This window comes from Ensifer sp. GW101-20A05 (genome assembly GCF_059424735.1).
On the sequence record NZ_JBWKZT010000008.1, the window covers coordinates 84,466 to 108,720 of the forward strand.

31 protein-coding genes are annotated in these 24,255 nt (G+C 60.1%); 18 read left to right on the forward strand and 13 right to left on the reverse strand.

Features of this window, described 5'->3' with window-relative positions:
- Window positions 1-180 precede the first annotated feature (180 nt).
- The 3 genes from AC070A_RS20265 to AC070A_RS20275 form a co-directional block, all read right to left on the reverse strand.
- A complete protein-coding gene (locus AC070A_RS20265; protein WP_492384213.1) occupies window positions 181-1,281 on the reverse strand; it encodes a DUF475 domain-containing protein in 1,101 nt (366 codons plus the stop codon).
- Between the two features lie 549 nt (window positions 1,282-1,830).
- Window positions 1,831-3,153, reverse strand: coding sequence for an epoxide hydrolase family protein (locus AC070A_RS20270; RefSeq protein WP_492384214.1), 1,323 nt, complete (start codon window positions 3,151-3,153; stop codon window positions 1,831-1,833).
- 100 nt (window positions 3,154-3,253) lie between these two features.
- The gene (locus AC070A_RS20275; RefSeq protein WP_113736863.1) at window positions 3,254-3,694 is read right to left on the reverse strand and encodes a VOC family protein; all 441 of its coding nucleotides are present in this window, start codon (window positions 3,692-3,694) and stop codon (window positions 3,254-3,256) included.
- 389 nt (window positions 3,695-4,083) lie between these two features.
- Between AC070A_RS20275 and AC070A_RS20280 the strand changes: the two genes are divergently transcribed.
- Window positions 4,084-5,037 carry an alpha/beta fold hydrolase gene (locus tag AC070A_RS20280; protein ID WP_425987480.1) on the forward strand — a complete coding sequence of 318 codons (954 nt, stop codon included), beginning with the start codon at window positions 4,084-4,086 and terminating at the stop codon, window positions 5,035-5,037.
- On the opposite strand, the gene AC070A_RS20285 is transcribed toward AC070A_RS20280, so the two are convergent.
- Together AC070A_RS20285 and AC070A_RS20290 are read right to left on the reverse strand one after the other, a co-directional pair.
- Window positions 5,034-5,942 carry a LysR family transcriptional regulator gene (locus AC070A_RS20285; protein ID WP_113736862.1) on the reverse strand — a complete coding sequence of 303 codons (909 nt, stop codon included), beginning with the start codon at window positions 5,940-5,942 and terminating at the stop codon, window positions 5,034-5,036. The two genes, AC070A_RS20280 and AC070A_RS20285, sit on opposite strands and share 4 nt — an antisense overlap.
- 46 nt (window positions 5,943-5,988) lie before the next feature.
- Window positions 5,989-6,627, reverse strand: coding sequence for a TetR/AcrR family transcriptional regulator (locus AC070A_RS20290; protein WP_492384215.1), 639 nt, complete (start codon window positions 6,625-6,627; stop codon window positions 5,989-5,991).
- 269 nt (window positions 6,628-6,896) lie between these two features.
- Between AC070A_RS20290 and AC070A_RS20295 the strand changes: the two genes are divergently transcribed.
- From AC070A_RS20295 to msrA, 4 genes are all read left to right on the forward strand, one after another.
- Complete coding sequence (locus AC070A_RS20295) at window positions 6,897-7,433, forward strand: YkgB family protein (protein WP_113736860.1); 537 nt, start codon at window positions 6,897-6,899, stop codon at window positions 7,431-7,433.
- Window positions 7,434-7,529: 96 nt separating this feature from the next.
- Complete coding sequence (locus AC070A_RS20300) at window positions 7,530-7,685, forward strand: DUF1127 domain-containing protein (RefSeq protein ID WP_492384216.1); 156 nt, start codon at window positions 7,530-7,532, stop codon at window positions 7,683-7,685.
- A gap of 168 nt (window positions 7,686-7,853) precedes the next feature.
- A complete protein-coding gene (gene msrB, locus AC070A_RS20305) occupies window positions 7,854-8,297 on the forward strand; it encodes a peptide-methionine (R)-S-oxide reductase MsrB (protein ID WP_492384217.1) in 444 nt (147 codons plus the stop codon).
- A complete protein-coding gene (msrA, locus tag AC070A_RS20310; protein ID WP_492384218.1) occupies window positions 8,298-8,813 on the forward strand; it encodes a peptide-methionine (S)-S-oxide reductase MsrA in 516 nt (171 codons plus the stop codon).
- A 197-nt stretch (window positions 8,814-9,010) separates the two neighbouring features.
- Here the strand turns inward: msrA and AC070A_RS20315 are convergent, their stop codons facing one another.
- Window positions 9,011-9,550, reverse strand: a complete 540-nt coding sequence (locus AC070A_RS20315) for an RrF2 family transcriptional regulator (protein WP_492384219.1) — start codon at window positions 9,548-9,550, stop codon at window positions 9,011-9,013.
- Between the two features lie 271 nt (window positions 9,551-9,821).
- Here AC070A_RS20315 and AC070A_RS20320 point away from each other — a divergent pair, with 271 nt between their 5' ends.
- The 7 genes from AC070A_RS20320 (at window position 9,822) to AC070A_RS20350 (ending at window position 15,792) form a co-directional block, all read left to right on the forward strand.
- Complete coding sequence (locus AC070A_RS20320; RefSeq protein ID WP_492384220.1) at window positions 9,822-11,030, forward strand: NAD(P)/FAD-dependent oxidoreductase; 1,209 nt, start codon at window positions 9,822-9,824, stop codon at window positions 11,028-11,030.
- 75 nt (window positions 11,031-11,105) lie between these two features.
- The gene (locus tag AC070A_RS20325) at window positions 11,106-11,516 is read left to right on the forward strand and encodes a cupin domain-containing protein (protein ID WP_492384221.1); all 411 of its coding nucleotides are present in this window, start codon (window positions 11,106-11,108) and stop codon (window positions 11,514-11,516) included.
- A gap of 23 nt (window positions 11,517-11,539) precedes the next feature.
- Window positions 11,540-11,995 carry a carboxymuconolactone decarboxylase family protein gene (locus tag AC070A_RS20330; protein WP_492384222.1) on the forward strand — a complete coding sequence of 152 codons (456 nt, stop codon included), beginning with the start codon at window positions 11,540-11,542 and terminating at the stop codon, window positions 11,993-11,995.
- Between the two features lie 275 nt (window positions 11,996-12,270).
- Window positions 12,271-13,179: a DMT family transporter gene (locus tag AC070A_RS20335; RefSeq protein WP_492384223.1), complete on the forward strand. Its 909-nt coding sequence runs from the start codon at window positions 12,271-12,273 to the stop codon at window positions 13,177-13,179.
- A 72-nt stretch (window positions 13,180-13,251) separates the two neighbouring features.
- A complete protein-coding gene (locus AC070A_RS20340; protein ID WP_492384224.1) occupies window positions 13,252-13,647 on the forward strand; it encodes a VOC family protein in 396 nt (131 codons plus the stop codon).
- A 128-nt stretch (window positions 13,648-13,775) separates the two neighbouring features.
- On the forward strand, window positions 13,776-14,555 hold the full coding sequence (locus tag AC070A_RS20345) for an ABC transporter substrate-binding protein (RefSeq protein WP_492384225.1): 780 nt from the start codon (window positions 13,776-13,778) through the stop codon (window positions 14,553-14,555).
- Window positions 14,556-15,042: 487 nt separating this feature from the next.
- Window positions 15,043-15,792 carry an SDR family oxidoreductase gene (locus AC070A_RS20350; RefSeq protein WP_492384226.1) on the forward strand — a complete coding sequence of 250 codons (750 nt, stop codon included), beginning with the start codon at window positions 15,043-15,045 and terminating at the stop codon, window positions 15,790-15,792.
- Between the two features lie 24 nt (window positions 15,793-15,816).
- Here the strand turns inward: AC070A_RS20350 and AC070A_RS20355 are convergent, their stop codons facing one another.
- Window positions 15,817-16,680, reverse strand: a complete 864-nt coding sequence (locus AC070A_RS20355; RefSeq protein WP_492384227.1) for a LysR substrate-binding domain-containing protein — start codon at window positions 16,678-16,680, stop codon at window positions 15,817-15,819.
- A gap of 109 nt (window positions 16,681-16,789) precedes the next feature.
- Between AC070A_RS20355 and AC070A_RS20360 the strand changes: the two genes are divergently transcribed.
- The 3 genes from AC070A_RS20360 (at window position 16,790) to AC070A_RS20370 (ending at window position 19,374) form a co-directional block, all read left to right on the forward strand.
- Window positions 16,790-17,200 carry a tautomerase family protein gene (locus AC070A_RS20360; RefSeq protein WP_093234149.1) on the forward strand — a complete coding sequence of 137 codons (411 nt, stop codon included), beginning with the start codon at window positions 16,790-16,792 and terminating at the stop codon, window positions 17,198-17,200.
- 173 nt (window positions 17,201-17,373) lie between these two features.
- Window positions 17,374-18,708, forward strand: coding sequence for an NRAMP family divalent metal transporter (locus AC070A_RS20365; RefSeq protein WP_492384228.1), 1,335 nt, complete (start codon window positions 17,374-17,376; stop codon window positions 18,706-18,708).
- Between the two features lie 147 nt (window positions 18,709-18,855).
- Complete coding sequence (locus AC070A_RS20370; RefSeq protein ID WP_057252181.1) at window positions 18,856-19,374, forward strand: sigma-70 family RNA polymerase sigma factor; 519 nt, start codon at window positions 18,856-18,858, stop codon at window positions 19,372-19,374.
- A 15-nt stretch (window positions 19,375-19,389) separates the two neighbouring features.
- Here AC070A_RS20370 and AC070A_RS20375 read toward each other — a convergent pair whose 3' ends face one another.
- From AC070A_RS20375 to AC070A_RS20400, 6 genes are all read right to left on the reverse strand, one after another.
- Entirely contained in the window at window positions 19,390-20,049 is a 660-nt protein-coding gene (locus tag AC070A_RS20375) for an HD domain-containing protein (protein ID WP_492384229.1), read from the reverse strand.
- Window positions 20,050-20,051: 2 nt separating this feature from the next.
- Entirely contained in the window at window positions 20,052-20,483 is a 432-nt protein-coding gene (locus AC070A_RS20380; protein WP_057252182.1) for a CBS domain-containing protein, read from the reverse strand.
- A 19-nt stretch (window positions 20,484-20,502) separates the two neighbouring features.
- The gene (locus tag AC070A_RS20385; protein ID WP_492384230.1) at window positions 20,503-20,727 is read right to left on the reverse strand and encodes a DUF2934 domain-containing protein; all 225 of its coding nucleotides are present in this window, start codon (window positions 20,725-20,727) and stop codon (window positions 20,503-20,505) included.
- 424 nt (window positions 20,728-21,151) lie between these two features.
- Complete coding sequence (locus tag AC070A_RS20390; protein WP_494773577.1) at window positions 21,152-21,763, reverse strand: response regulator; 612 nt, start codon at window positions 21,761-21,763, stop codon at window positions 21,152-21,154.
- Window positions 21,763-21,981, reverse strand: a complete 219-nt coding sequence (locus AC070A_RS20395; RefSeq protein ID WP_492384232.1) for a hypothetical protein — start codon at window positions 21,979-21,981, stop codon at window positions 21,763-21,765. The genes AC070A_RS20390 and AC070A_RS20395 overlap by 1 nt, the downstream gene beginning before the upstream one ends.
- Window positions 21,982-22,141: 160 nt before the next feature.
- Window positions 22,142-22,384 carry a hypothetical protein gene (locus AC070A_RS20400; protein ID WP_492384233.1) on the reverse strand — a complete coding sequence of 81 codons (243 nt, stop codon included), beginning with the start codon at window positions 22,382-22,384 and terminating at the stop codon, window positions 22,142-22,144.
- Window positions 22,385-22,673: 289 nt separating this feature from the next.
- Here AC070A_RS20400 and AC070A_RS20405 point away from each other — a divergent pair, with 289 nt between their 5' ends.
- From AC070A_RS20405 to AC070A_RS20415, 3 genes are read left to right on the forward strand one after another with little or no spacing between them, the layout of a single operon-like run.
- Window positions 22,674-22,958: a DUF1236 domain-containing protein gene (locus AC070A_RS20405; RefSeq protein ID WP_112997393.1), complete on the forward strand. Its 285-nt coding sequence runs from the start codon at window positions 22,674-22,676 to the stop codon at window positions 22,956-22,958.
- A 38-nt stretch (window positions 22,959-22,996) separates the two neighbouring features.
- On the forward strand, window positions 22,997-23,152 hold the full coding sequence (locus AC070A_RS20410; RefSeq protein WP_082663635.1) for a DUF3309 family protein: 156 nt from the start codon (window positions 22,997-22,999) through the stop codon (window positions 23,150-23,152).
- Window positions 23,152-24,183, forward strand: coding sequence for a DNA topoisomerase IB (locus AC070A_RS20415; RefSeq protein ID WP_494773583.1), 1,032 nt, complete (start codon window positions 23,152-23,154; stop codon window positions 24,181-24,183). Before AC070A_RS20410 ends, AC070A_RS20415 begins: the two co-directional genes overlap by 1 nt.
- Window positions 24,184-24,255: the final 72 nt, after the last annotated feature.

Genomic DNA, 24,255 nt, shown 5'->3' on the forward strand with positions numbered 1-24,255 from the left:
TGCGAAACGTTTCCAATCGTAGCCCTGGAGAACCTGGTATTTTGTCCAAATCTTAATCTACTCAAGGCTTTAAACCTTGAGTAGATTCTGCTTAATTTTGATGGCGAAAGTTCAAAAGTATGTGGCGAACAGCACCGACGGACGCGTCCGCCGGGTCCATTGTCACATTTTGAGATGTTATCAGGCGCGCAGTCGCTGCTCAGAATCCTTCGTTTCCATCTGTTCCATTTCGCGTTCGCGCTTGTTGTACCGGATCGAAGACCAGAGGGAGATGCCGATGAGCGCAGCACCTCCAAGACCGGTGATCACTTCCGGAATGTGGACGAGCGTCTGGAAATACATGACCACTGAGAGGATCAGGATCGCATAGAATGCGCCGTGTTCCAGGTAGCGGTATTCGTTGAGCGTACCCTTCTCAACCAGCATGATCGTCATAGAGCGCACATACATGGCGCCGATGCCGAGGCCAATCGCAATGACGAAGAGGTTCTGCGTCAGGGCGAAGGCGCCGATGACGCCGTCAAACGAGAAGCTGGCATCAAGCACTTCGAGGTAAAGGAAGGCACCAAAGCCGCCCTTTGCCGCCGCACTCATGGTTTGTTGTGAGGCATCGAGCAAACCGCCGACCACCTCAACCACGAGGAACGTCAACAGGCCGTAGATCGCCGAATAGACAAAGGTGTGGACCTCTGCCGGTTCGAGCAGAGTCGAAAAGCCAAGAATAAGGGCGAGAACGAAGGCGATTTCGATGCCCTTGATGGTCGCAAACCTGGCCATCTTGCTCTCGACCCACTTGATCCAGTGCACGTCCTTTTCATGGTCAAAGAAGTAAGTCAGGCCCACCATCATCAGGAAGGTGCCGCCGAAGGCTGCGATCGGCAGGTGCGCGTCGTTCATGATGCGCGCGTACTCTTCGGGCTTGCTTGCCGCCAGAACGATCGCTTCGATCGGTCCGATCTTCGCCGCAATGACGACGATCAGTAGCGGGAAGACGATACGCATGCCGAAGACGGCTATGATGATGCCCCAGGTCAGGAAGCGATGCTGCCACGCGGGCGTCATGTCCTTGAGTTTGTTGGCGTTGACGATTGCGTTGTCGAAGGACAGCGAGATTTCGAGCACCGCGAGCACGGTGCAGATGAAGAAGACCGAGGCCATACCGCCGATGGTTCCGGTCGATTGCCAACCGAGCCAGGCGCCGAGCACCAGGCCCACCACCGTGACAATGAAGGCCCACTTGAAATAGCCGAGAGCGCTTGTATGCGATTGAGGCTGTGTCATCGACGGGCCTCCTTCGCGCGAACGACGCCGGATTCGGTGAAGAAATGCGGTATCAAAATGGAAGTGCGCACGGCCGAAGGGGCACATGCGTGAGGCATGAGATCAGTTTTCATTGGAGCTAATCCGCCGGCTAATTTGCTGGCGGTACCGACATCACGAGAGCGCCGTAAAAACTCTCGCCAGAGGGGCCCGGCACCAGTGTTCATCCCGCGTCCGATGTCTTAAGGGCGGGACAGCTTTCTAATTAGCAGCGTCCGGTGGAACGTCAAGAGGGCGCTGCTCGCTTTAGGATGTCGTTCACGCAAAGGCGCCGTATTTCGGTCCGACGCAAACGACCCTCGTGATCGCGGCGTTGTCGAGATCACAATTTGACGAATTGTGCGCGGCGATACTCACCGCGAATGGCCAGGCTTCATCGCACCTCGCCGGCCATATCCCGGAACTTGACCAATGAGCCGGGCATCAATCAATCGCCGTCAGGATTGCCAACCGGTGGTCGCCGCCGCCAATCCCTGGCCAATTCGTTGTCCGCCATGCATGGAGACGAACTTAGTTGCGAAAACGCATCGCCGTGAAGCCTGCCCTGATTTCTTCGGCGAAGAGTTCCGGCTCCTCCCAGGCAGCAAAGTGCCCGCCCTTCGAGGCGTGATTATAGTACACGAGCTTCGGATAGGCTTTTGACAGCCATTTTCTTGGCGGCCGATAGACCTCCCCCGGAAACACGGTTACGGCGACAGGAACCTTGGCCGCGGTGAGCTTTACTCCAGCCTTGAGGTTCTCCCAGTAAATGCGTCCGCTCGACGGCCCGGTGTTGGTCAGCCAGTACAAAGTGATGTTGTCCAGGATATCGTCTCGGCTCAGAGCCTGTTCCGGATGGCCTCGAGTGAACACCCAATCCGCGATCTTGTCGTAGAGCCAGGCCGCCAGGCCCACCGGAGAATCCGCAAGCCCGTAGCCGACAGTCTCCGGACGCGTGCTGAGGATCGAAGCGTAGCCAAAACCGTTGTTCAGGAAGTCACGAGCCTCGTCGAAAATTTGCCTCTCATCCGCTGACAAGCTTTCGGGAGCCGGCCCTCCGCTCTTCAACGCTTGCGCGGCGTCGGCTGGAAACGTCGTCCCGCGCTCGATCCGGTTGACGTGGATACCGAGCAGGCCTTCCGGAGCCTGACGCCCGAGGGCGTCGCTGATGATTGCGCCCCAGTCGCCGCCTTGCGAGACATAGCGGTTGTAGCCGAGCCGTTTCATCAGCGTGTCCCAGACCATGGCGATCCGCTGTGCGTCCCAACCTGTCGAGGTTGGTTTCTGCGAAAATCCGAAGCCGGGGATAGAGGGAATGACAAGATGGAATGCGTCTTCAGCCTTGCCGCCATGAGCGGTCGGGTCGGTCAGCGGGGCGATGACGTCCAGCAGCTCAAAGACCGAACCCGGCCAGCCATGGGTCATGATCAGCGGAAGTGCATTCTCATGGCGCGAGCGGACGTGGATGAAATGAATGTCCAGCCCGTCGATGTTCGTCAGGAATTGAGGAAACGCATTGAGCTTTCGTTCCGCTTTGCGCCAATCGTAGGCGGACAGCCAATAGGCCACGAGGTCCTGAAGCGTCTGCTGATCGACACCCTGGGAACGATCCTCGACGGTCGCACTGTCCGGCCAGCGCGTCGCCGCGAGACGGCGTTTCAGATCCGCGAGGGCGGTCTCGGGAATGTCGGCCTTGAAGGGGCGGATGTCGTCGCTGCTGATCGGCGCTTTCGCGACGTTGGAGGCAACGCCGGACGTCGGTAGTACCGCTGCCGCTGCACCGATCGCAGCGCCTGAAAGCAGAAACGAGCGTCGCGTCACCTGGCGCTTCCCAGCCTTGTTTTCCAAGTCCATTTGAGAGATCCCTTTTGAACACTCACAATCGTCATCGAACGGGTTTGGGCGTAAGCCGGGGCCTCACCGATTACGGCGAGGTCCCGAGCTACGCTGATTGTCAGGCTTCGTCGGGACCCGTGCGGTAGATGAGGAACTTGTTTCCTTCCGGATCGCGAAAGTAAGCGCAGTAAGGGTCACCGCCGTCAGGGCCTCTTGGACCGGGAGCGCCTTCGTCCGAACCGCCCGCTTGCAAAGCCGTTGCATGAGCGAGATCCACCTGCGCGCGAGAGCGGGCCTCAAAGGCGATCATCGTACCATTGCCAGCAATGGCCGTCTCGCCATTGAACGGCTTGAGCACACCGAACTCGAGGGCCCGGTGCCCGTAGTAGACGGCACGCCCCGGCTGAACGAGCACGCGACCGATGCCAAAAACGGCGAGGAATTTGTCATAGTAGGCAGCGGCAGCGTCGAGATCGTTCGTACCGACGGTCGAGTGGCCAGGGAGCGCTCGGGCTTTTTCCAAAGCCGCTTTTTGCGAAGAGGACGTCATATCGTTCATTCTGATCTTCCTTTATTTAAGCGAGCGATTTTTTCGGCTCGCTGGTTCGCTTGGGATCGCCGTCGAAAACGAACGATCCGCGAATGAACGGAAATCTAAGAACGAGGTCGGGCGGCCAGCACCCAGCGAAATTGAGAGCCATCCTCTCATGCGGATACATGGTTCGATCGGGACGGCTGATAGCGAGGCGCCGTACGCTGGGTCGCAGCCGCGGCCAGTGCCGCTGCGCCTAGTCTGCTGCCAGTCCTTTTGGGATTGAAATAGGCAGGATACCGCTGCGGAGTATTTGGTAACTTCAAGAGGGTTCCTCTCAGAAACACCATCTGCCAGCGACCAAATGGATATAGGATCTTCTCGTCAGGATCAGATTTACCAGAAGGACGCCTGACATGGTTATCCCATCGCTCAAGAACTTTGTCGCAACCGCTTCGGTGGCAATGGCATCGGCGGCATCGGCTCACGCCGGCGCCATCTCCGTGACAGGACCGAAGATCGACTTCATCAAGATCGACGAGACCATCACGCTGCGGCGCATGGTTACCCATCCCAGTGATCCCAAGGGCACGGTTCTCTTCCTCCACGGCTTCCCGGAAACGTTGGCCGTCTGGAAAGAGATCGCGGGAACATTGGGCAAGGAATACGAGGTGCATGCTTTCGACTGGCCCGGATATGGCCAGTCGTCACGCCCCTCACCGCCGCAGTTCTCCTATTCGCCGAGGGACTACGCCGAGATTCTCAAGGCCTATATCGACAAGGCGGGCGTCGACCGAGCGAATTTGGTCATCTACGCCTCGGATATCGGCGGCCTTCCCGCACTGCTGCTGGCACTGGACGACCCAACCGTGGCAAGGAAGATCATCGTCGGCGACTTCGCCCCGTTCAACAGGCCGCAATGGATGTACGAGAGCCTGCAAAACCTCAAGACAGAGCCGGCGGCGACGCCGACGCGGGCTTACATGAACAAGACCAGCGACGAGATCCTGCAAAACGTACATCGCCGAGGCCTTGCACCGGATGCCCAGTACGAATTGCCGCCCGAGGTACAAGCGGACATGAAGGATTCCTGGGCACGCGACGGTGTAACAAGCGCCGACGCCTTCGCCTTCTATTATTCCCATTTCACGCGCGACGAGGACTATCTCGAGGCGAACCTCGCCAAGCTGAGAACGCCGGTGAAAGTGATCTGGGGCGAAAAAGACATCTACATCAGGCCGGAGATGGGCAAGGAGTTTGCCGAGCGCACCAATTCGGAGTTCGACCTTCTGGCAGGTATCGGCCACTTCCCGCATCTGCAGGATCCGGCCGGTACTGTTGAAGAGGTTCGGGCTGCATTTGCAAACTAGGCCTGCGATGCCTCGCCTCGTTTGCAGAAAGCGCGAAGGCGGGGCAGCGCCCAGTCGACGAAGGACCGTACCTTCAGCGTGAGCGGACCCTGCCCGGAATAGACAATGTGGATCGGTCGGGGCGCTTGGTCGAAAGGTTCCAAAACCGACACGAGGGCGCCTGAAGCCAACTCGTCCGGGATTTGATAATCGAACAAACGGGCGATGCCGGCTCCGCCGACCGCTGCTGCCACGCAATTGGCCGCAGTGTTCAGCTCAAGACGGTTGCGAGGGACTGACTCGAGTTGTTGGCCGGCGACATCGAAGGTCCAGAAGAAAGTCCGCTTGTTGAAGAATATGCCGTCATGGTCCGCGAGATCGCTCGGATGCTCCGGCACGCCCCGGCGCTGCAGATATGCGGGGCTCGCGCAAGTCAGCAGGCGGAACTCACCGGCCTTGACCGCGTAGAGAGAACTGTCAGCGAGGTCGCCCAACCGGATGGCGATGTCGACCTGTTCTTCCACCAGATGCACCGTCCTGTCGAGCGAGAGGAGATTGAGCGACACCTCCGGATACATCTCCATGTAGCTGAGCGCGATCGGCATCACATAGCGGGCGCCGAACTCAACCGGCACGGTGATCGTCAAAGTGCCACGAGGCGTCTGATACTCGCCCGAAGCCCGACGCTCGGCTTCCTCGAGGTCCGCCATGATCTTTCGGGCCGCCTCGACATATTCCCGGCCGGCATCGGTGAGCTGGAGATTGCGGCTGGTGCGCACGATAAGGCTCGCACCCAGGTGCCGTTCGAGTTCGGCAACCTTGCGACTGACGCTGGGCAAAGGAGCATTCAGCTTCCTGCTCCCCGCAGAGATGCTGCCGGCATCGACGACTGCCAGCAGCATCTTCATTGCTTCAAGACGATCCATCGTATCCCCCGCAAGCGCTTCCGACGTTGCCTATGACATTGTGATCCTATGCTTCGCCAACATCTGAAGCCGTCGCCTGCAGTTCTGCACGCGCGCTCCTGGCCGACAGTTCCAGAGGAGAGCGTACCTCCTGCGCGAGCAGGCTGACCGCCATGCGTTTGCTCTGCCGAACCGGCTCGCCTGTTCGCGTCATTTGCGCAATGGCCGTCGCCCCCTCGTGCAAGAGGTTGATCGTGTCGGCAATGCGTTTCGGTTCCGCGAACCGGGCCGCATGCGCGAGCTCCTCGAAATAGGCAAGGACCAGACGTTTGTGCATCAAAGCGGCGCGGAACACCGGATCGACGGCCTCTTTGTGCTCCCCCGCCGCGCTCATGAAAATGCAGCCGCGGAACTGTTTGTCCCGGATCGAAGCTTCGAGGAAATCGAAGGTCGCGAGAAGACGCTCATAGGGATCGTTCGTACGCTGCTCGACAAAGATGCGCATCTCGGCGCGGGATTGTTCGTCACGCCGCTCAAGTGCGGCCAGGATAAGATCCTCTTTGGTTTCAAAATGCCGATAGAGCGTCGTCTTGGCCACCCCGGCTTCGGCGATGAGGAGATCAATGCCGGTCGCGTGGTAGCCGTGCAGGTTGAACAGGCGCAAAGCGGTATCGAGCAGATGACCCCGGATCTCTGAGCGGCGCATATTCACTCCTTAAAACAAAACAGATTTGTATCATTCTATCGCGCTCGGCGAGAAATGCAAGCCACGCGCGCCGGCCGCCCAGGCGGCCGACCCCAACGTATCTCCCACGCCTTCAGTCTTTATTTCTCGGGTAACATTACAACAAATTCCCGCATGCGGGATTGCCAAACGATACAGATCGGTATATTTAGGCACCCATCGATACAGACCTGTATCGTTTACTAGGCCAATCGGGAGAATGGCCCGACGCCGCCAACCGGGAGAAGACAATGCCTCGTGATCTCGCACACCACAGCGCGGCGCGTCCGCGTGTCCACGTTCGTTCCGCCGCCTCCGCGCTCGACCTGATCGATAGCCACGGCCAGGCCGTCACTGCGGCTGGCCTTTATGGCTCGCTCGCCGTGGTTTACGGCTGGTTCGGCGGCATGAAATTTACCCGTTACGAAGCGGAAGGGCTGGTTGGCCTGGTCAGCAACAATCCCTTGCTGAGTTGGACCTATTCGCTCTTCAGCGTCGAAGGCTTCTCAAACCTTCTCGGCATCCTCGAGCTAAGCATCGCCGTCCTCATCGTGGCCCGGTTCATAAAGCCGATCTACTCGCTCGTCGGCGGCTTGCTCTCGGCAGGGCTTTTCGCAACGACCATCAGCTTCATGGTGACGACACCCGGTGTGTTTGTGCCTGAGCTCGGCTTTCCAGCGATCTCGGTCGCTCCCGGGCAGTTCCTGCTCAAGGATGTCGGGCTCTTCGCCCTCTCCGTCTGGATCGCCGTCGACTCGTTTGCGGCGCTCCGTTCGACACGGGCCTGATTGACGAATTGTGCGACCCAACGGTCCGCCTCATCCACTGCAATCTACGACTACACCATCTCCGGCGACGTGGCCGGTTGAACAAAGGAACGTCTCATGATCATGCACTATCTTTTGTCGAGAATCCGCGCTCACCAGCGCTACCGCCAGACCGCTTTGGAACTTGGGCGATATAGCGATCACCAACTCGACGACATCGGCATCGACCGCTTCGAAATCGACGATATCGCTCGCCGTCGGTTCAACCCGTGACCAAGCCACGACGCGGGGCCGATGCAACGAGGTATTGCGCGAAGTGCATCGGCCAGCGTCCTGGCCAGAACGAGGCAACCGGCCGCGCGCCGCGGATGTGGCGCCGGCCAACGAAGCCTGAGCTTCATCGCCCGTTCCAAGCAACACGCCCCTATTGGAGACAAGCAAATGACTTACAGAAAGACAGACGAAGCGATCCGAAAACTGACGCCCGAGCAGTTTCGCGTCACTCAACAGAGCGGGACCGAGCGTCCCTTCACGGGCGAGTATAATGACAACAAGCGGTCCGGAATCTATGTCGATATCGTTTCCGGCGAGCCGTTGTTTGCCTCTTCCGACAAATTCGATTCCGGTTGTGGCTGGCCGAGCTTCACCAAGCCGATCGTGTCCGCCAATGTCGAGGAACTGCAGGATCGCTCCCATGACATGATCCGCACCGAGGTTCGCTCGAAGCATGGCGACAGTCACCTTGGCCACGTATTCCCCGACGGGCCACGGGATCGGGGCGGCCTACGTTATTGCATCAATTCCGCCTCCCTGCGCTTCATTCCACGCGAGGAAATGGAGAGCGAAGGTTACGGCGCGTTCATCAACCAGGTGGAGGATATCTAAATGACCGATAGAGCTGACAGAGCTGTTTTGGCCGGTGGCTGCTTCTGGGGGATGCAGGATTTGATCCGCAAGCTCCCCGGGGTCATTGCGACGCGCGTGGGCTATACCGGAGGCGATGTGCCTAACGCCACCTATCGTAACCACGGCACCCACGCGGAGGGTATCGAGATCGCCTTCGATCCGGGGACGATCAGCTACAGGCAGATTCTGGAGGTGTTCTTCCAGATCCACGACCCCACCACAAAGAACCGCCAGGGCAACGACATCGGCATGTCCTATCGCTCGGCAATCTACTACGTCGACGACGAGCAGAAGCGAATTGCCGAGGACGCAATCGCAGATGTCAACGCTTCGGGCCTGTGGCCGGGCAAGGTCGTGACTGAACTCGAACCGGTCGGAGACTTCTGGCAAGCGGAGCCGGAGCACCAGGATTACCTGGAGCGTTACCCCAACGGCTACACCTACCACTTCCCACGCCGGAACTGGGTGCTGCCGCGGCGGTCCGCCGCTGAATAGCCGGCCGCCGATGTCGCAAAGAAGTCGGGCAAGCATGTTAGCTTGCCCGACTTCACCTAGCCTGAGGCGACATCAAGCGACCACCGCGTCATTGCGACGGCGCTTCGCCCCACGCCTCTAGATGTTGTGTTTGTCCGTAAGCAGAAAAAATCCGAGCGCACGGCCCCTGAGAGCGCGGCCGAACGCAGCGGCGAGCATCAACCGGCCTTCGCTGCCGCGCCGCGGCGGCGACGCTGCGGCGTCCTGGCGGCGAGCCAATCCTTTATGTTGCCCGCATGCTCCTTGGGCGCCTTCGACGCTGCCCGTCCGGCAATGCTCGCCAGCGTATGGCCGGCCATCACTTCTCTTGCCCGTTTTTCGGCCTCGATCATGACTGCATGAATGGAGCAGACGCCGTCCTTTGCCCAGGCAGGCGTCCGATCGCCGAACAGCGCGCACTGTCCCCGGATTTCCTTGCATTCGAACAGCGGCTTCCGTCCGTCGATGGCCTCGATGACATCGAGCGCGGTGATGTCGGTGGCGGGGCGGGCAAGCGCGAAACCGCCGCCGATCCCCTCTCGGGCGACAACGATGCCGGCCTTCTGGAGCTTGGTGAAAAGCTTTGCAACGAATTCGGCGGAAATCTTCTGCAGCTCGGCGAGATCACGTGCACTTGCCGGCTGGTCTGTCTCCTCTGCCTCGATGAGGAACAGGAGACAGTGGAGAGCGTATTCGACGCCTGCGCTTATGTGGGCCACGGAAACACCAAAACACCGACAAATATAGTCGGAGTAACATCGAAGCCCCGGCTGCGCAAGTCCTTGGACGTCTTCGCCGCGTTGACAGTGCGTTTCCGAAACTGGTCGGATTCGACATTGCTCATTTACTCCGACTAAGTTAGTCCTAGTTAAGCGACGACATTGGATCATCGCGAATACCGTCTCCGGTTTGGAGACTTCTACCGAAACGGCAATCGCACGATGGCTGGCCCTGTTCAGCCAATGGCGAAGCCTTGTCTGAGGAAAAGAAATGCGTGAACGAATCCTGATTATCGGCGCTGGATTTGCCGGAATGTGGTCGGCACTCGGCGCCATGCGGCTACTGGACCAGCAAGGAAGGGCAGACGGTTCCGTCGAGGTTGCCGTGATCGCGCCGCAGCCCGAGCTCCACATTCGCCCGCGTCTCTACGAGAAGCATGCAGCCAAGATGAAGGCGCCCCTGTCCGAGATCTTTGCCAACGCAGGCGTGCGTTTCATCAAGGGTTATGCGACGTCCGTCTCGACAGCGGACAACGCCGTCACCTATGCGGACGACGAGGGACGGGAAGCGACGATCGGCTACACCAAACTTGTTCTCGCGACCGGCAGTGTCCTGTTCCGTCCGGATATCCCGGGGCTCGCCCATGCCTTCAATGTCGACCAGCTTGCGGATGCGGCGAAGTTGGAGGAACACATCGCCCAATTGGGTCGTCTTCCGGAAACCCCAGCGCGCAACACCGTGATCGTCGCCGGCGGCGGCTTTACCGGCATCGAAACGGCCGCCGAATTGCCGCATCGTCTTCGCGCCGCGCTTGGAGAAAATGCAGACGTCCGCGTCGTGATCGTCGAGCGCGGCAATGCGATCGGACCGGATCTCGGGCCGGACCCGCGTCCGGTCATCGAGCAGGCGCTTTCGGAATTGGGCATTGAGACACGGCTGCGGTCTCCAATCGTTGCCATCGACAATAGCGGCGTCACCCTCTCATCCGGCGAGCGCATCGACGCGGCCACCGTGATCTGGACGGCGGGCGCCCGCGCCAATCCGATTACCAAGGAGATCGACGCGGACAAGGACTCGTTCGGCCGTCTTCACGTTGATCGGAACCTCAAGGTCATCGGCCACGCAAACGTCTTTGCGACCGGCGACGTCGCATGTGCAGCAACGGACGATATCGGCAACCGAACGATGATGAGCTGTCAGCACGCCCAGAACCTCGGGCGTTCCGCAGGGCACAACGTTGCAGCCGATCTGCTTGGCGTGACCTCGATTCCCTATAGCCAGGAAAAGTACGTCACCTGTCTCGATCTCGGCCCGTGGGGTGCTGTCTACACCGAAGGGTGGGACCGTCAGGTAAAGCTGACCGGCGCAAAAGCAAAAGAGCTCAAGACGAAGATCAACACCACCTGGATCTATCCGCCGAGTGCCGATCGCGCAGCAGCCCTGGACGCTGCCGACCCGCTCCGCATCGTTGTCGCCTGATCGTTGCAGAAGCGAGCCCGCCAACCTCCCTTGGGGGCTCGCTTCTTGCCAGATCTCATCAAGGAGAACATCATCATGAGCACCCGATTTGTCACAGGTGCACTCTTTGTCGCTATCGCTTCGGCGCTGCCGGCCGCAGCGCACGATCCGGGCGATGTTGTCACGCCGCACTTCGAAAAGGCGATACCCAACATTCCGGGCAAGACCTTGACCGCCCTGATCGTCGACTATCCCCCAGGTGGTGCCTCGGTTCCGCATGCGCATGCAAAGTCGTCCTTCATCTTCGCCTACGTTCTCTCCGGAGAAATCGTGTCCAAGGTCAATGATGGCCCGACGCAGACCTACCGTGCCGGCGAGAGCTGGTACGAGCCGCCGGCATCGAAACACCTCGTCAGCCGCAACGCGAGCGAGACGACGCCGGCGAAGCTGCTGGCGGTGTTCGTCGCCGACACCGGTGAAAAAGAACTCACCACCCCGATCAAGTAGACCCGAACCCAAGGAACGGAACAATGAGCAAGCGTCTCGACTACAACCAGATCGCACCGGCCGGTGCCAAGGCCCTTGGTGGCGTCTACGGCTACGTCCTGCAAAGTGGCCTGCCGCCGGTGCTGGTGGATCTGGTGTATCTTCGCATCTCGCAGATCAACAATTGCGCCTACTGTCTCGACATGCACACCCGCGACCTCCTGAAAAAGGGCCAACCGATCGAAAAGATCGCATTGGTCCAGGCGTGGAGAGAAGCCGGCAACCTCTTCGACGCGCGTGAGCGGGCGGCCCTTGCCTGGGCCGAAACCGTCACACGTGTCGCCGAGACGGGTGTGCCGGACGAGGCCTATGAGGCTGCGCGCGCCGAGTTCAACGAGCGCGAACTCACCGACCTCACGATCGCGATCGGCCTGATGAATGCCTATAATCGTATGGCGATCAGTTTCCGCAATACGCCGCAAGCAGCACTTGAAAAGTAAATTCATAGCCCGTTGCGGGCGCAATCACTGCGCCCGCAAGCTCTCTGCTCATTCCTGGGATCTACCTGTTTGAGGCGGTGCGCTTTTTTTTCCGGAACATGTGCCGCAAACGGTGAAATCAATTTAGCCCCCGGTCGGAACCAATTTTGCCCGTGAGGTCGAGGCGCAATACCCAAACCGATTCATTCGCAAAACTTATGGTTCCATATGCAGACGGCAATGGATCGGCCCGGCGGAATGTGTCATGGCGTGCGCAACTTGCTGAAGGCCCCGACATGACCGTGATCACTGCCCCCGTAGCCGCCCCGAACGCCGCCCGAACCGGTGTCCTCATCATGCTGCTCGGCATGCTGATGTTCTCGCTGAACGACGTCATGGGGAAATGGCTGGTCGCGACCTATTCCGTCAGTCAGTTGATGGTGATCCGCAGCATCGCGGCACTTCTGTTCCTGTCGCCTTTCATCCTCAGGCGTGGCCTGCGCTCGATGTTCAGGGTCGAGCGGCCGGGACTACAGGCGCTTCGCTCGCTGCTCTTCGCAATCGATGCCTCGGCCTTCTATTTCGCCGTCGCCTATATGCCGCTTGCCGATACAATGACCTATTGGCTGGCAGCGCCGATCTATGTCGCTGCCGCTTCGCCGTTCCTGCTCGGCGAAAAGGTCGGCTGGCGGCGCTGGACGGCGATCCTCGTCGGTTTCGCCGGCGTGTTGATTGCGCTGGAACCCTCCAAGGAGAGCTTCAGCCTGCCGGCGCTGATCGCGCTTGCAGGCAGCACAGCGTTCGCCTTCGCACTGATGCTCGGCCGCACGCTGCGCTCGACGCCGGACACCACCCTCGTCTTCTGGCAGATCGTCGGCGCATTGATCTTCTCGCTCGTCGGCGTTGCGGCCAACCCTTCCGGCTGGGCGCCTGTCGACGGCGAGGCACTTGTGCAACTCGGCATGCTCGGTATCGTTGCGATGCTGGCGCACATTCTGGTCAACCGCTCGCTCAAGCTTGCCGATGCCGCGACCGTCGTGCCCTTGCAGTACACACTGCTCTTCTGGGCCGTGGTCTTCGGCTGGTTCTTCTTCGGCGACACGCCCCGCCCGACCGTGATCATCGGTGCGGCGCTGATCGTCGCCTCGGGCCTCTTCATCTTCTTCCGCGAGCAACAACTGAAGAAGCGGCAGGCGAAGGCATGAGCACCCAGGCGGGGTTTCGTGGAGCGTCGCACTCTGCTACCCCACCGGCAATCAACGCTGAAGGAGAGGCAGATGGCCAAGGCGATCCATTCGATGATCCGGGTTCTCGATGAAAAGAAGTCGATCGATTTCTATCGCCTCGCCTTTGGGCTTGAAGTCGCCGAAAGGCTGGACTTCGAAACCTTTACCCTCATCTATCTCAGCAATGAGGAGAGCGAATTCGAGCTCGAGCTGACGGTCAACAAGGATCGAAGCGAGCCCTATGCGCTCGGCGATGGCTATGGCCATCTGGCGCTCTCGGTCGACGATCTCGATGCAGAGCATCAACGTGCCGCCGATGCGGGCCTCAACCCTGGCAAGATCGTCGCCTTCAACCGCGATGGCGCCCTGCTCGCTCGTTTCTTCTTCCTGGTCGATCCCGACGGCTACAAGATCGAGGTGCTTCAGCGCCACGGTCGCTACAAGTGACGCCTGACAAACAACGTCAATCAACCAAAACAATACCCGTTATCGCGCCTATCTATTTCGCTTATAGGCCGGAGCGACATAGTCTTCCCTGGAAGCATCAAGAATGATGCAAACAAAGGGGAACGCGAATGAAGAAGCAGATTGCAGCAGCCATGCTGGCCATCATGGCAGCGACCGCCTCGTCGGCTCAGGCCGCGGAAAAGATCAAGATCGGCACGGAGGGCGCCTATCCACCCTTCAACTTTATCGATCCCGCCGGCAAGATCGGCGGCTTCGATGTGGATATCGGGCTTGCGCTCTGCGAGCGCATGAAGGTCGAGTGCGAAGTGGTCGCCCAGGATTGGGACGGCATCATTCCCGGTCTGCTTGCCAAGAAGTACGACCTGATCATCGCCTCGATGTTCATCACCGAGGAACGCAAGAAGCAGGTTGCCTTCACCAATCCCTATTATCTCGCCGCCATGACGCATGCTGCGCCAAAGGACTCCGGCATGACCGAGTTTACCAATGAGGCCCTCAAGGGCAAGGTGATCGGCGCTCAATCCGGCACCACCCAGGCCGAGTACATCACCGCCACCTATCCCGATGCGGAGATCAAGCTCTATCCGACCCAGGACGAAGCCAATCTCGACATGGTCAATGGCCGTCTCGATCTGCAGGTCGGCGATATGCTGCCGCTGCTCGACTGGGTGACCAAGAACGCCGATGGCAAGGACTGCTGCGAACTCATCGGCGAACCGATTACCGACAAGAAGTTTGTCGGCGATGGTGTCGGTATCGCCGTTCGCCAGGAGGACAATGACCTGCGCGAGAAGCTCAACAAGGCGCTCGACGAAATCCGTGCCGACGGCACCTACAAGAAGATCAACGACAAATACTTCTCGATCGACGTCTACACGATGAAGTAAGTCGCTTGGCATCAGCCAGGCCCCTTGAGAAATCTGACCGCGCCTCCATGGGCGCGGTCGGTCACCTCCCAATCGTTACTCATCGCATGTTGCCGCGCTACGATGACCGGAATTCGGGATCACCGATGAGCGACTCCGGGGCCGAGTAGCCTTCGAGCCATTCGGCTTCGCCCTGCCAACCACCATCGACAAGTCGTCGGAAATTATTGAGCGAGCGCAGGCGTTCAGCGACAAGGCTCGGGCACCAGCGGCTCGGAACCCCTACCCTTCGATATGCTCGCTCGCCCGCTCCAGGTGAGCACCCAAACTCCGGCAGGTGCTAAGATCGAGATCGCCGACTTGGCATCAAGGTTCCCGGCCTTCAGGCCAGCGGCACCGGCATGGCTGATGGGATCAAAGGTTGGCGGTTAGAGTGACAGGCGCTAAATCTCGTTCCTGAATATTTGATTTCGCTTCGACCGGGAAACAACGGGCACTGAGGGCCGACATGTTCAATCTCAGCGGAAAGACGGCACTGGTGACAGGCGGCGGTCGCGGGCTCGGCCTTGAAATGGCAAAGGCTCTCGCCTCAGCCGGCGCGGCGGTGGCAATCAACGGTCGCAACCACGAGACACTTGAAGCTGTGCGCCGGCAGCTTGCCGAAAATGGCATCGCACTCGATATTGCGCCGGGCAATGTCGCGACGGATGCGCCAGAGATTGTCGACGCGGCGGTAGCGGGAACAGGGCAGCTCGACATCCTGATCCATGCGGTTGGCGAACGCGACCGGCGTGGCACCGACGCCATGGATCCCGCCTCCTTTGCGGCTCTGATCAACGCGGATTTGACGGCGGCCTATGGGATGGCGAAGGCTGCGCTTCCTTACCTTCGCCGTTCGGTTTCCGGGCGGCTGATCTTCGTTACCTCCATCGCCGCCTTCGCCGCGCGCCCTGGAGACCCAGCCTACACCGCCGCAAAAGGCGGCCTTGATGCACTCACCCGCTCGCTTGCAGTCGAGCTTGGCTCCGACACGTTGACGGTCAACGCTATCTCGCCTGGCTGGTTCGCGACAGAGACCAATGCGGCACTTGCCGCCGATCCGGCGCTCCAGGCTTTCGTTGACGTCCGCATTCCCCTGAAACGCTGGGGCCGACCGGAAGAAATCGCGCCGGCGGCCGTGTTCCTGGCTTCGCCCGCTGCAAGCTTCGTCAACGGCATTACACTGACCGTCGATGGCGGCATGACCGTGCAAATGTAGCTGCCGTTGGCCCCCAAGATAACATCAAGGTCTGCTGCCCTCGTTTGGCAATCCTTCTGCGAGAAGCATCGCGAGACTGGAGGCTGCCCTGTCCGCCTTCGGCTTGAGCCGCAGGCTGAACTCCGCTTTCGGCAACGCCGGCAACGAGAGGGCTTGGGGGGCGACGACGACCCCCTCGCCTACAAATCGCGCAGTCCGTGCCGTGATCGCGATGCCGCTGCGGACCGCAGCGCGTAACCCGGAAAGGCTCGGACTGGTCGCCGCGATACGATAGGCAAAGCCGGCGTCTTCGAGTGCACTGGTGGCCGCCGAGCGAAACCCGCAGGGCGGGTCCAATACCGCAATTGGAAGCTCACCACCGGCGGGAACCGGATCAGCCGATGCGGATAGCCACAGCATCGGTTCGCTCAGCATCGCGATCTCGTCCGGTTGCGCGCCGTCCCGCATGACGATCAGGACATCGATCGCTCCTTGGTCGTAGCCTGCCGTCAGCTCCCGGGAGCGCCCAACCCGGAGATCGAGGCGCACGCGCGGATGTGTGCGCGCAAAGAGACGCAAGAGATCAGGCAGATTGCTGTCGGCAAAGTCCTGGGTGCAGCCGAGCGTCAGGCGACCATCGGCCTTCGCGCCCTTTAGGCTGAGCCACGCATCCCGATGGACTTCGAGAATCCGCCGCGCGTGGACGAGCAGTTCCTCCCCAGCCGGCGTGAGGACCCGTCCTCTGCCCGACTGGGCGAGCAGCGGCTCTCCCACCATTGCCTCCAACCGCTGCATCTGAGCGGTGACAGCGGAAGCGGTGCGGCCCACTGCGGCAGCCGCGTGAGCAAGCGAGCCGCCTTCGGCAAAGGCGAGGAACGTTCGGAGCAGGTCGGGATCGAAAGCTTGCATACTTCACAATAATCGAAGCATTTATATTAAACAATTCGATTTTTATTCACGAAATAAGATGACACATTGAGTTCAACAACGGATCACAATTCACCAAAAGGAGCCTTCCATGCCTATCATCAACATTACGGTCAGCGGCAAGGCCGACGCGGCTCTCTCTTCCCGGATCGCAGCTGCGGTCAGCGAGCTGACGGCCACACACCTGCGCAAAGACCCGACGATCACTGCGATCGCGGTCGCCTACATCGATCCCGCCCATTGGTTCGCCGGCGGCACGTCGTTGGCGGAGCAGGACTTGAACAGCTTCTGGCTGGACATCAAAGTCGTCGACGGGACAAACACGAAGCCGGAAATGGCTGCCTATCTGGAGGCGGTATACGGCCGCTTCGAACAACTGCTCGGCAAGCTGCATTCGGAGAGCTACATTCTCGTGCACGAGGTGCCGGCCGCCGCCTACGGCTACGGCGGCAAGACGCAAGAGTTTCGATACATCAGCGGGAAGCTGAACGTCACCGCATAGCAGCGGACATCCTCTCATCTGGCGACCCCTCCGCGCAGTCCGAATTGCGCGCAGGGGTCGCCAGTTTCATCACGCGGCAAAGTGGGAGCGCCGGAGAGCAGCCGGATGGGAGGGAACAATCGCTTGGCAAGGCCGTTCGACGCTGAACTGACACCAGTAGCGGAGGACCGATCATGGTGGATCCGGTCCGGCAGACGAGCACATTTGACAAAGATGGCGGCGATGGAAAGCATGGGCGGCGTTCATCAACGACTTTACCCGCACAAAAGGGCGGCAGTTTCTCACGCAAATTTGGCGCGGGCCTGATATCGGGTGCTGCCGATGATGACCCAAGCGGGATAGCCACCTACAGCCAGGTCGGCGCGCAATTCGGCTTTTCCCTCGGCTGGACCGTGCTGTTCTGTTACCCGCTCATGGTTGGTGTGCAAGGCTTGAGCGCCAGGATTGGTGCCGTCACCGGTCAAGGTCTCGCGCGGAACCTGCGACGGCACTACCCCGCTTCATTGGCGCGCGTGGCCACGTTGATGTTGTTGGTCGCGAACGTCATCAATATCGGCGCCGATCTCGCAGCCATGGGCGCCGCCCTACGTCTGCTCGCCGGCGGGCCACAGCTCGTCTACGCCGTGCTGTTTGGCATCGTCTGCGTGTTGCTCGAGATTTTCGTACGATACAGACGCTATGCGATGTTTCTGAAGTGGCTGACGCTTTCACTCTTTGCCTATGTCGCGGTCGTCTTCGTCGTCGACGTTCCCTGGATGGAGGCGGCGCGTGGCGTTTTCGTTCCTTCGTTCACATTCGGCGGCGAGCAAGCCACAGCGTTCGTCGCTGTGCTGGGAACGACGATCAGCCCCTATCTGCTCTTCTGGCAGGCGGGCCAGGAAGTGGAAGAACTCGGACGACGGCATCACCAGAGATTGGGCGCCAACCCGCAGGCCGCCATACCGGAGCTCGTGCGCATTGAGATAGACACGATTGTCGGCATGGCGTTGTCCGGCGTCGTCGCCCTGTCGATCATGATTGCGACCGCCGCGACACTGCACGCCAACGGGACCACCCACATCGAGACATCCGCACAAGCGGCAGAAGCTCTGCAACCGATCGCCGGCAATGTCGCCTTTGCGCTCTTTGCCGCTGGCATTATTGGAACGGGCATGTTGGCGGTTCCGGTGCTTGCGGGGTCGGCCGCCTACGCCGTTGCCGAACTGTTTCAGTGGCCCGAAGGGTTGGATCGCGCACCGCGCGGGGCAAAGGCCTTCTATGGCACAATCACCGTGGCGACGCTTGGAAGTGCCGTAGTCTTTCTCGTCGGGGTAGACCCGTTCCTGCTGCTCTATTGGAGCGCGATCATAAACGGCATGCTCGCAGCCCCCCTCATCGCCATCATGACGATGATGGCCGCCAATCGTCACATCATGGGCCAGCTCAAGGCGCCCTGGTGGATGTTGACGCTCGGCGGCGCGACTGCCTTGGTGATGCTGGCTGCAACGGCCGGAATGTTCTTGCTCTAGGAGGGCGGCCGAGTGCTTGGCGAAGCGATGACGGTTCCGCTACTTCCCTTCGGTTTCATCCCCGGCGCTCGTAGCGGAGGCGGAACATAAAGGCCAACCACGCATTGTTAAAACAGCAACAAAACTATCCCGAAAGGCAGTTTCCCCATGCCTTCCACCCTCAAGAAGGAAGAGCATACGCAGCCGCTGGAAACCCAGGTCGTAGATCTCATTCCGGCGTTGCGAGCGTTTGCACGCACATTTGTCACCTCCAGCTTCGAGGCGGACGATCTCCTGCAGGAAACGCTTTTTCGCGCACTGCGGGGTATCGATGGTTTCGAGCCCGGCACAAATTTGAAGTCGTGGCTCTTCACCATCATGCACAATGCGTTCCGCACCCAGTACAAGTTGCGCCGGCGCGAAGCGCCAGGCGTCATCGATTGCGCAGAATTGCCGATACCCATGGCGCCGCCGCAAGAGTGGTGTGTGCTGAACTGCGAATTGCGCACTGCGCTCGAAACGCTGGCCCCCGTCCATCGGGAGGTCCTAGTCCTCGTCGCCGGCTACGGCCTGAGCTACAAGGAGGCCGCCGATATCTGCGACTGCGCCGTTGGAACCATCAAGAGCAGGCTCAGCCGAGCTCGTGACGAGCTCGCCTATCGCATGAACGGCGTGCCGGTTGAATGAACCGGCACGTTCGGATCACTGCATGAAAATCAAATAGAACGCACCGACGATCGCCAGGCCGAAAAGAACGACGAGAGATCGTTTCGCGACACGAGCGGTATACTGGCTACGAAGTGCGCGGCGAGCGGCATCAATGCGGGCAAGCCGCGCTTCGCTCGTCAGGTCTGCATCGCCGGGCTCGAGGCCCGCCGCCGCGTCCTCCTTATCGCTGAGCACTTCTTCAAGCAGGTGCAGCCTGCGCCTATATTCGGCGCCGCTTTTGCCTTGGCGTTCAAGCTGGGCAAGATTGTCGCCGAGATCCGCCCGCTTCACCTCACGCGTAAGCAGGTTGGCGGCGGCACGGATCGTCAACGCATCCTTCGTTTCACCGGGCCGCCGCGTCAGACATTCGACGGCGGCAACGACCTCTGGCGAAAAGCCGGAATCCAGCAGCCTTTCAGCTGTCCATCCCGGCGACTTTTCCAGGACATCGTGCAGGAAGGCAACGGTCTTGGTCTTGTCACCCTGAACGGCATCGGCAACACGTTGACAATGCCGTATATACGGTTCACCCGCCTTGTCGCGCTGGCCGGCGTGGGCGTGAACAGCGACTTCTCGCGCCCAAGCATGCTCCTCGGGCGCGGACAGCAGGACTGGGGAGCGCCATAGTGAGCGTCGATCGCGGGTGTCTGCCATCGTTATGGCCTTTGGTTGTGAGCGCCCCCCGGAGCGGTCACGCCTTTGAGGCCGATGCCTGCGAGCGCAGGATCGCGACGCGCCGCATCAGCCAGCGAAACGATGCCGACAAGGCGCTTGTTGCGATCGACGACCGGCAGGCGGCGCACCTGCTCGTCGCCCATGTTGCGGGCAACCTCGGACACGTCTTCGTCGTCGAAGCAGTATTTGACGTCGGCAGTCATGATATCGCCGACGCGGGTCTTGTCGTCGCGACCATCCGCGACACAGCGTACGACGATATCGCGGTCGGTGATCATGCCGACCAGGCGATCGTTATCGCTGACCGGCAGGAAGCCGATGTCGTTATCGGCCATCTCACGCGCAACCGTTGAGATCGTGTCGTCCGGGCTGGCAATGTGAACGTCCCTTGTCATGATTTCGGCAATTCGCATGAGAGTTCTCCTTCCACGTTCAGGATTCATCGGCGGGGCGACCGGCCTTTCCGTGCGGAGCCGTCGACGGCGCAACAAGGGTTCCTGTATCGTCGTCGGCTTCTTGCGTGGGTTGGGGTCGCTCACGTTCAGCCAGTTCGCGGCTTGCCTGTTCCCAATGTCGCTCGTCCTGACCCTCGGGCCGTCCCTCGCTTTCCCATATCGCATAGGCACGCCGGCGAATGAGTTCATCCTTGTCGTCCATGACACTGACCTCCTCAAGTGTTGCTCTGCAAACTCTGAAAACATGGATTTGTTCCGTTTCCGCCTTGGCGGATTTCCGCGCCGACAAGGGTTCTGTGACAATGCTGGAATCCGTCCATCCCGCGCCAGGCGGATCTGTCCGATACCCTCGAAAGCGCCGCCCGCAACGATCCTCGAAAACTTCTCGGAACCATGCGGGAAAACGCCGGTTCTTCATGGAAACGAGGAGAGCGAAATGAGCCCGAGCCCATATAGACCCGGCCAGCAGCCGCCCCCAGTACCAGAGCCGAACCGGACACCGCGCCCGATCGAGGAACCAGAACCCGAAGATCTGCCGGATGAAAAGCGAACGCCCAACCCGGACGAAGTCCGTGAACCACCCATTCACACCCACCCATCATTCGGGTAACCGGGTATGGTCGCTCTCAGTTCGGCCCGTATGGGCCTTCGCTGTAAATGTTCGTCATCAACTCATGTAGCCACATGTCGAGCGGCTGTGCCCTCTCTCTCGTGGCAGCCAAGGCAATCGCACGTTCGAGTGTGCGCTCGACGAGATAATCGGCCGCCTTGACGCTCGACATCAGCACCCTGGCCCGGAGACGCAGGCCAGGAACGAGATCTGTAACGAGTTGATCGGACAGGCCACCGTAGGTTGGGGCAAGGGTCGACACATTCATGAGGTATTGCTCAAAAACGGCGCTCACCAGGTCTGAGGAGCTAGCGCATTTGCTAAGACGTGCCGCCGACCCGAACCGCTCCGGAAGGCCCACATCATCGTAGCCGCTGAAGAAGATCAAGGGCACCGAACGGCGCGTGAGCTCATCCGCTACGGGAAAGACCAACTCTCCATTCAGGTTGATGTCGAGGATAGCAACCTGAATATCGTCCGCCTTCGACAGGCTCTTCAAGGTTTCTTGCACCGTAGGTGTGGGGCCAATGATGGTCGCCCCGGCCCGCTCGAGCCACAGGGCGATGTCATTTGCGACAAAGAACTCATCCTCCGCCACCAGCACCCGCAAATGCTGCAGGCTCGGCATCATTGTTCGTCCTCGGTATTTCTGTCCACCTCAGTTCTGGCGCTGTGCGCGGTTGCGGCTCGCCGGGAATCGAGAGCCCTCTGCAGCCTGTTGGCGAGTATCAACAGCCGGTCCGGGACATCATCGACTCGTTCCACCTCCGGCTCGACCGCACGACGAGCCGGATCGCCCATCAGCAAGCGATCGTTTTCATCATCTGTCTTCTTGCTCGAAGCCATCGCTTCTACCTTGGTCGTTCCTACAGTCCTCTGCCGGGCATGCGCGTCGCCAGTCGTGGCGACACCGTACGAAGGATACGCCCCACAGGAGTGGAAGCCAAGCTTCGCGGCTGCGATCATGACCGCATGATGCCCTGGTGCGCAACGCATGCCAGTCACCTCAGTGCCGCGTGTTGCTCTTCGGGAGAAATTTGGCGCATTCCACGGCGGCTTCCAACGGCGTGCGCATGGCGGCGACATAATCATCCGTCAAGTCCAGCAAAGCGATCGCGATTTCGTCCCACGACCAACCGGCACGTTCGGCACATTCCGTCAGGAGCCTAAATTGATCGCTCATCGCCAACTGACACTCGAAGCCACGTTCGGCACCGGCGTCGACATTCGTTTCGATCGTTTTCACCATCGTTCCTCCTGTTCGACAAATAAACTCGGAGGACGACCGCGGGTTCCGGCCAAGTTGATCGACCGGCCGCAGTCCATCGAACCGGACCCGGAGCTAAAGCGCGAAAAAGCGCGATATCTCCGTTGGATAGGCAACGGATGCTGAGCCGCTAATAGACATCGTCACGGCACCCTTGCGACCGACCGAAGACGCTCGCCCACCCGCCCCGCTCCGCCCGACGCTGGTTGCGGCATTTCGGAACCATTCCCGTGCTCGTCGGTTAGTCCCCCGCAAGTTAGGAGGCTTGATCATGAAGAAAATCATCCTAGCAGGTGTATTCGCGGGCCTCGCCTTCGGCGGTATCGCCGTGGCGCAGACGACCGTTGTCGTGCCCGGTGAAGTTAAGACATACGTCCTTGAGCAGAGCAGCCCTTCCGTAGTCTATCAGGGCGACTTGGTGGTCGGAACGCGCCTTCCCGACACCGTCGAGATCCATACGATCCCGGATCAGCCTACCTATGGCTACGTGGTCCTTAACGACCGGAGAGTGCTCATCAATCCGCAGACCCGCGAGGTCATCGAGGTCCTGCAATGATTATCAACCAACGGCACAAATAGCGGAAGGACCGTAAGATGCTTGGAACCGTACTGCTGATCATCCTGATCCTGCTGCTGGTTGGCGCATTTCCCGCATGGCCCCATTCTTCGAGTTGGGGCTACGGGCCATCCGGTCTCCTGGGCGTTCTGGTCGTCGTCCTGTTGGTCCTCTTGTTGATGGGGCGGATCTGATTGGAGATGGCCAGAGTGCATCACCGGCTGAGCCCGATCTTGTCTACGTTTCAGACAAGGAACCGGGCTACAGCCGGTCGCGCACAGCGAACGGCTTTTGTTATCGACGCCCGAACGGCGCGCCCCTGAAGAACCCCGGCATCATTGCGCGCATCGAGGCGCTTGGACTGCCGCCAGCCTACGAGCGTGTCTGGATCTGCATGAACAAGAACGGTCACCTTCAGGCAACCGGTTATGATGCGCGCGGCCGGAAACAATATCGCTATCACGATGCCTGGCAGAAATTGCGTAGCCGCGCCAAGTACGACCAGCTTCCGACCTTTGCCAAAGCGCTTCCGCGGATGCGGCGAACCGTCCGCAAACAGATGAATGGGCCGATTGACAACCCGACCACAATTCTTGCTGTACTGACAGCCCTGCTCGATCAAGCACCTCTTCGCATCGGGAATTCGAGCTACGTGGAACAGAACGGGAGCTACGGCGCCGTTACGCTTCTCAAGCGACATGTCAGGATCCGCGACGGCCGCATCGAGCTGAACTTCAAGGGCAAGGGCGGGCAGCGGATCCGAAGGCGCCTGCGCAATCCCCGTCTACAGCGGATTCTGGAGGAGATTGCCGAACTTCCCGGGCGGCAGCTCTTCGTGTCAGTGGGGCCCGACGGCAAGGCTAAACCTATCGAGTCCGGCCGTTTCAATCGTTACCTCGCCGATATTTCCGGCACCCCGATCTCCGCCAAGACGTTCAGAACCTGGGCGGGAAGTGTTGCTGCCTTTGCTGTCGCGCGACAAGCCCTGCAGGAGGGCCGGCACCCGACAGTCAAGCAAATGTGCGAGGCGGCGGCGGAAGTCCTCCACAACACGCCTGCCGTTTGCCGCAAGAGCTATGTCCATCCGGCCGTTCTCGCTCTTTCAAAACCGGACGAAACTATCCCGCGTGCAAGCCGCAACGTGAAGCCCGCCAACGGCCTTCGAACGGATGAAGCGCAGCTTGCTCGATTTCTGAGACGGCGCGGGCCGAAGAAGTCGCAATAGAGCCAACGATGCCGCACACGAGCACCGCCTTGTTGGCGCTCCCGCTCAAATACAGTTTCGATCGGGCGTCCG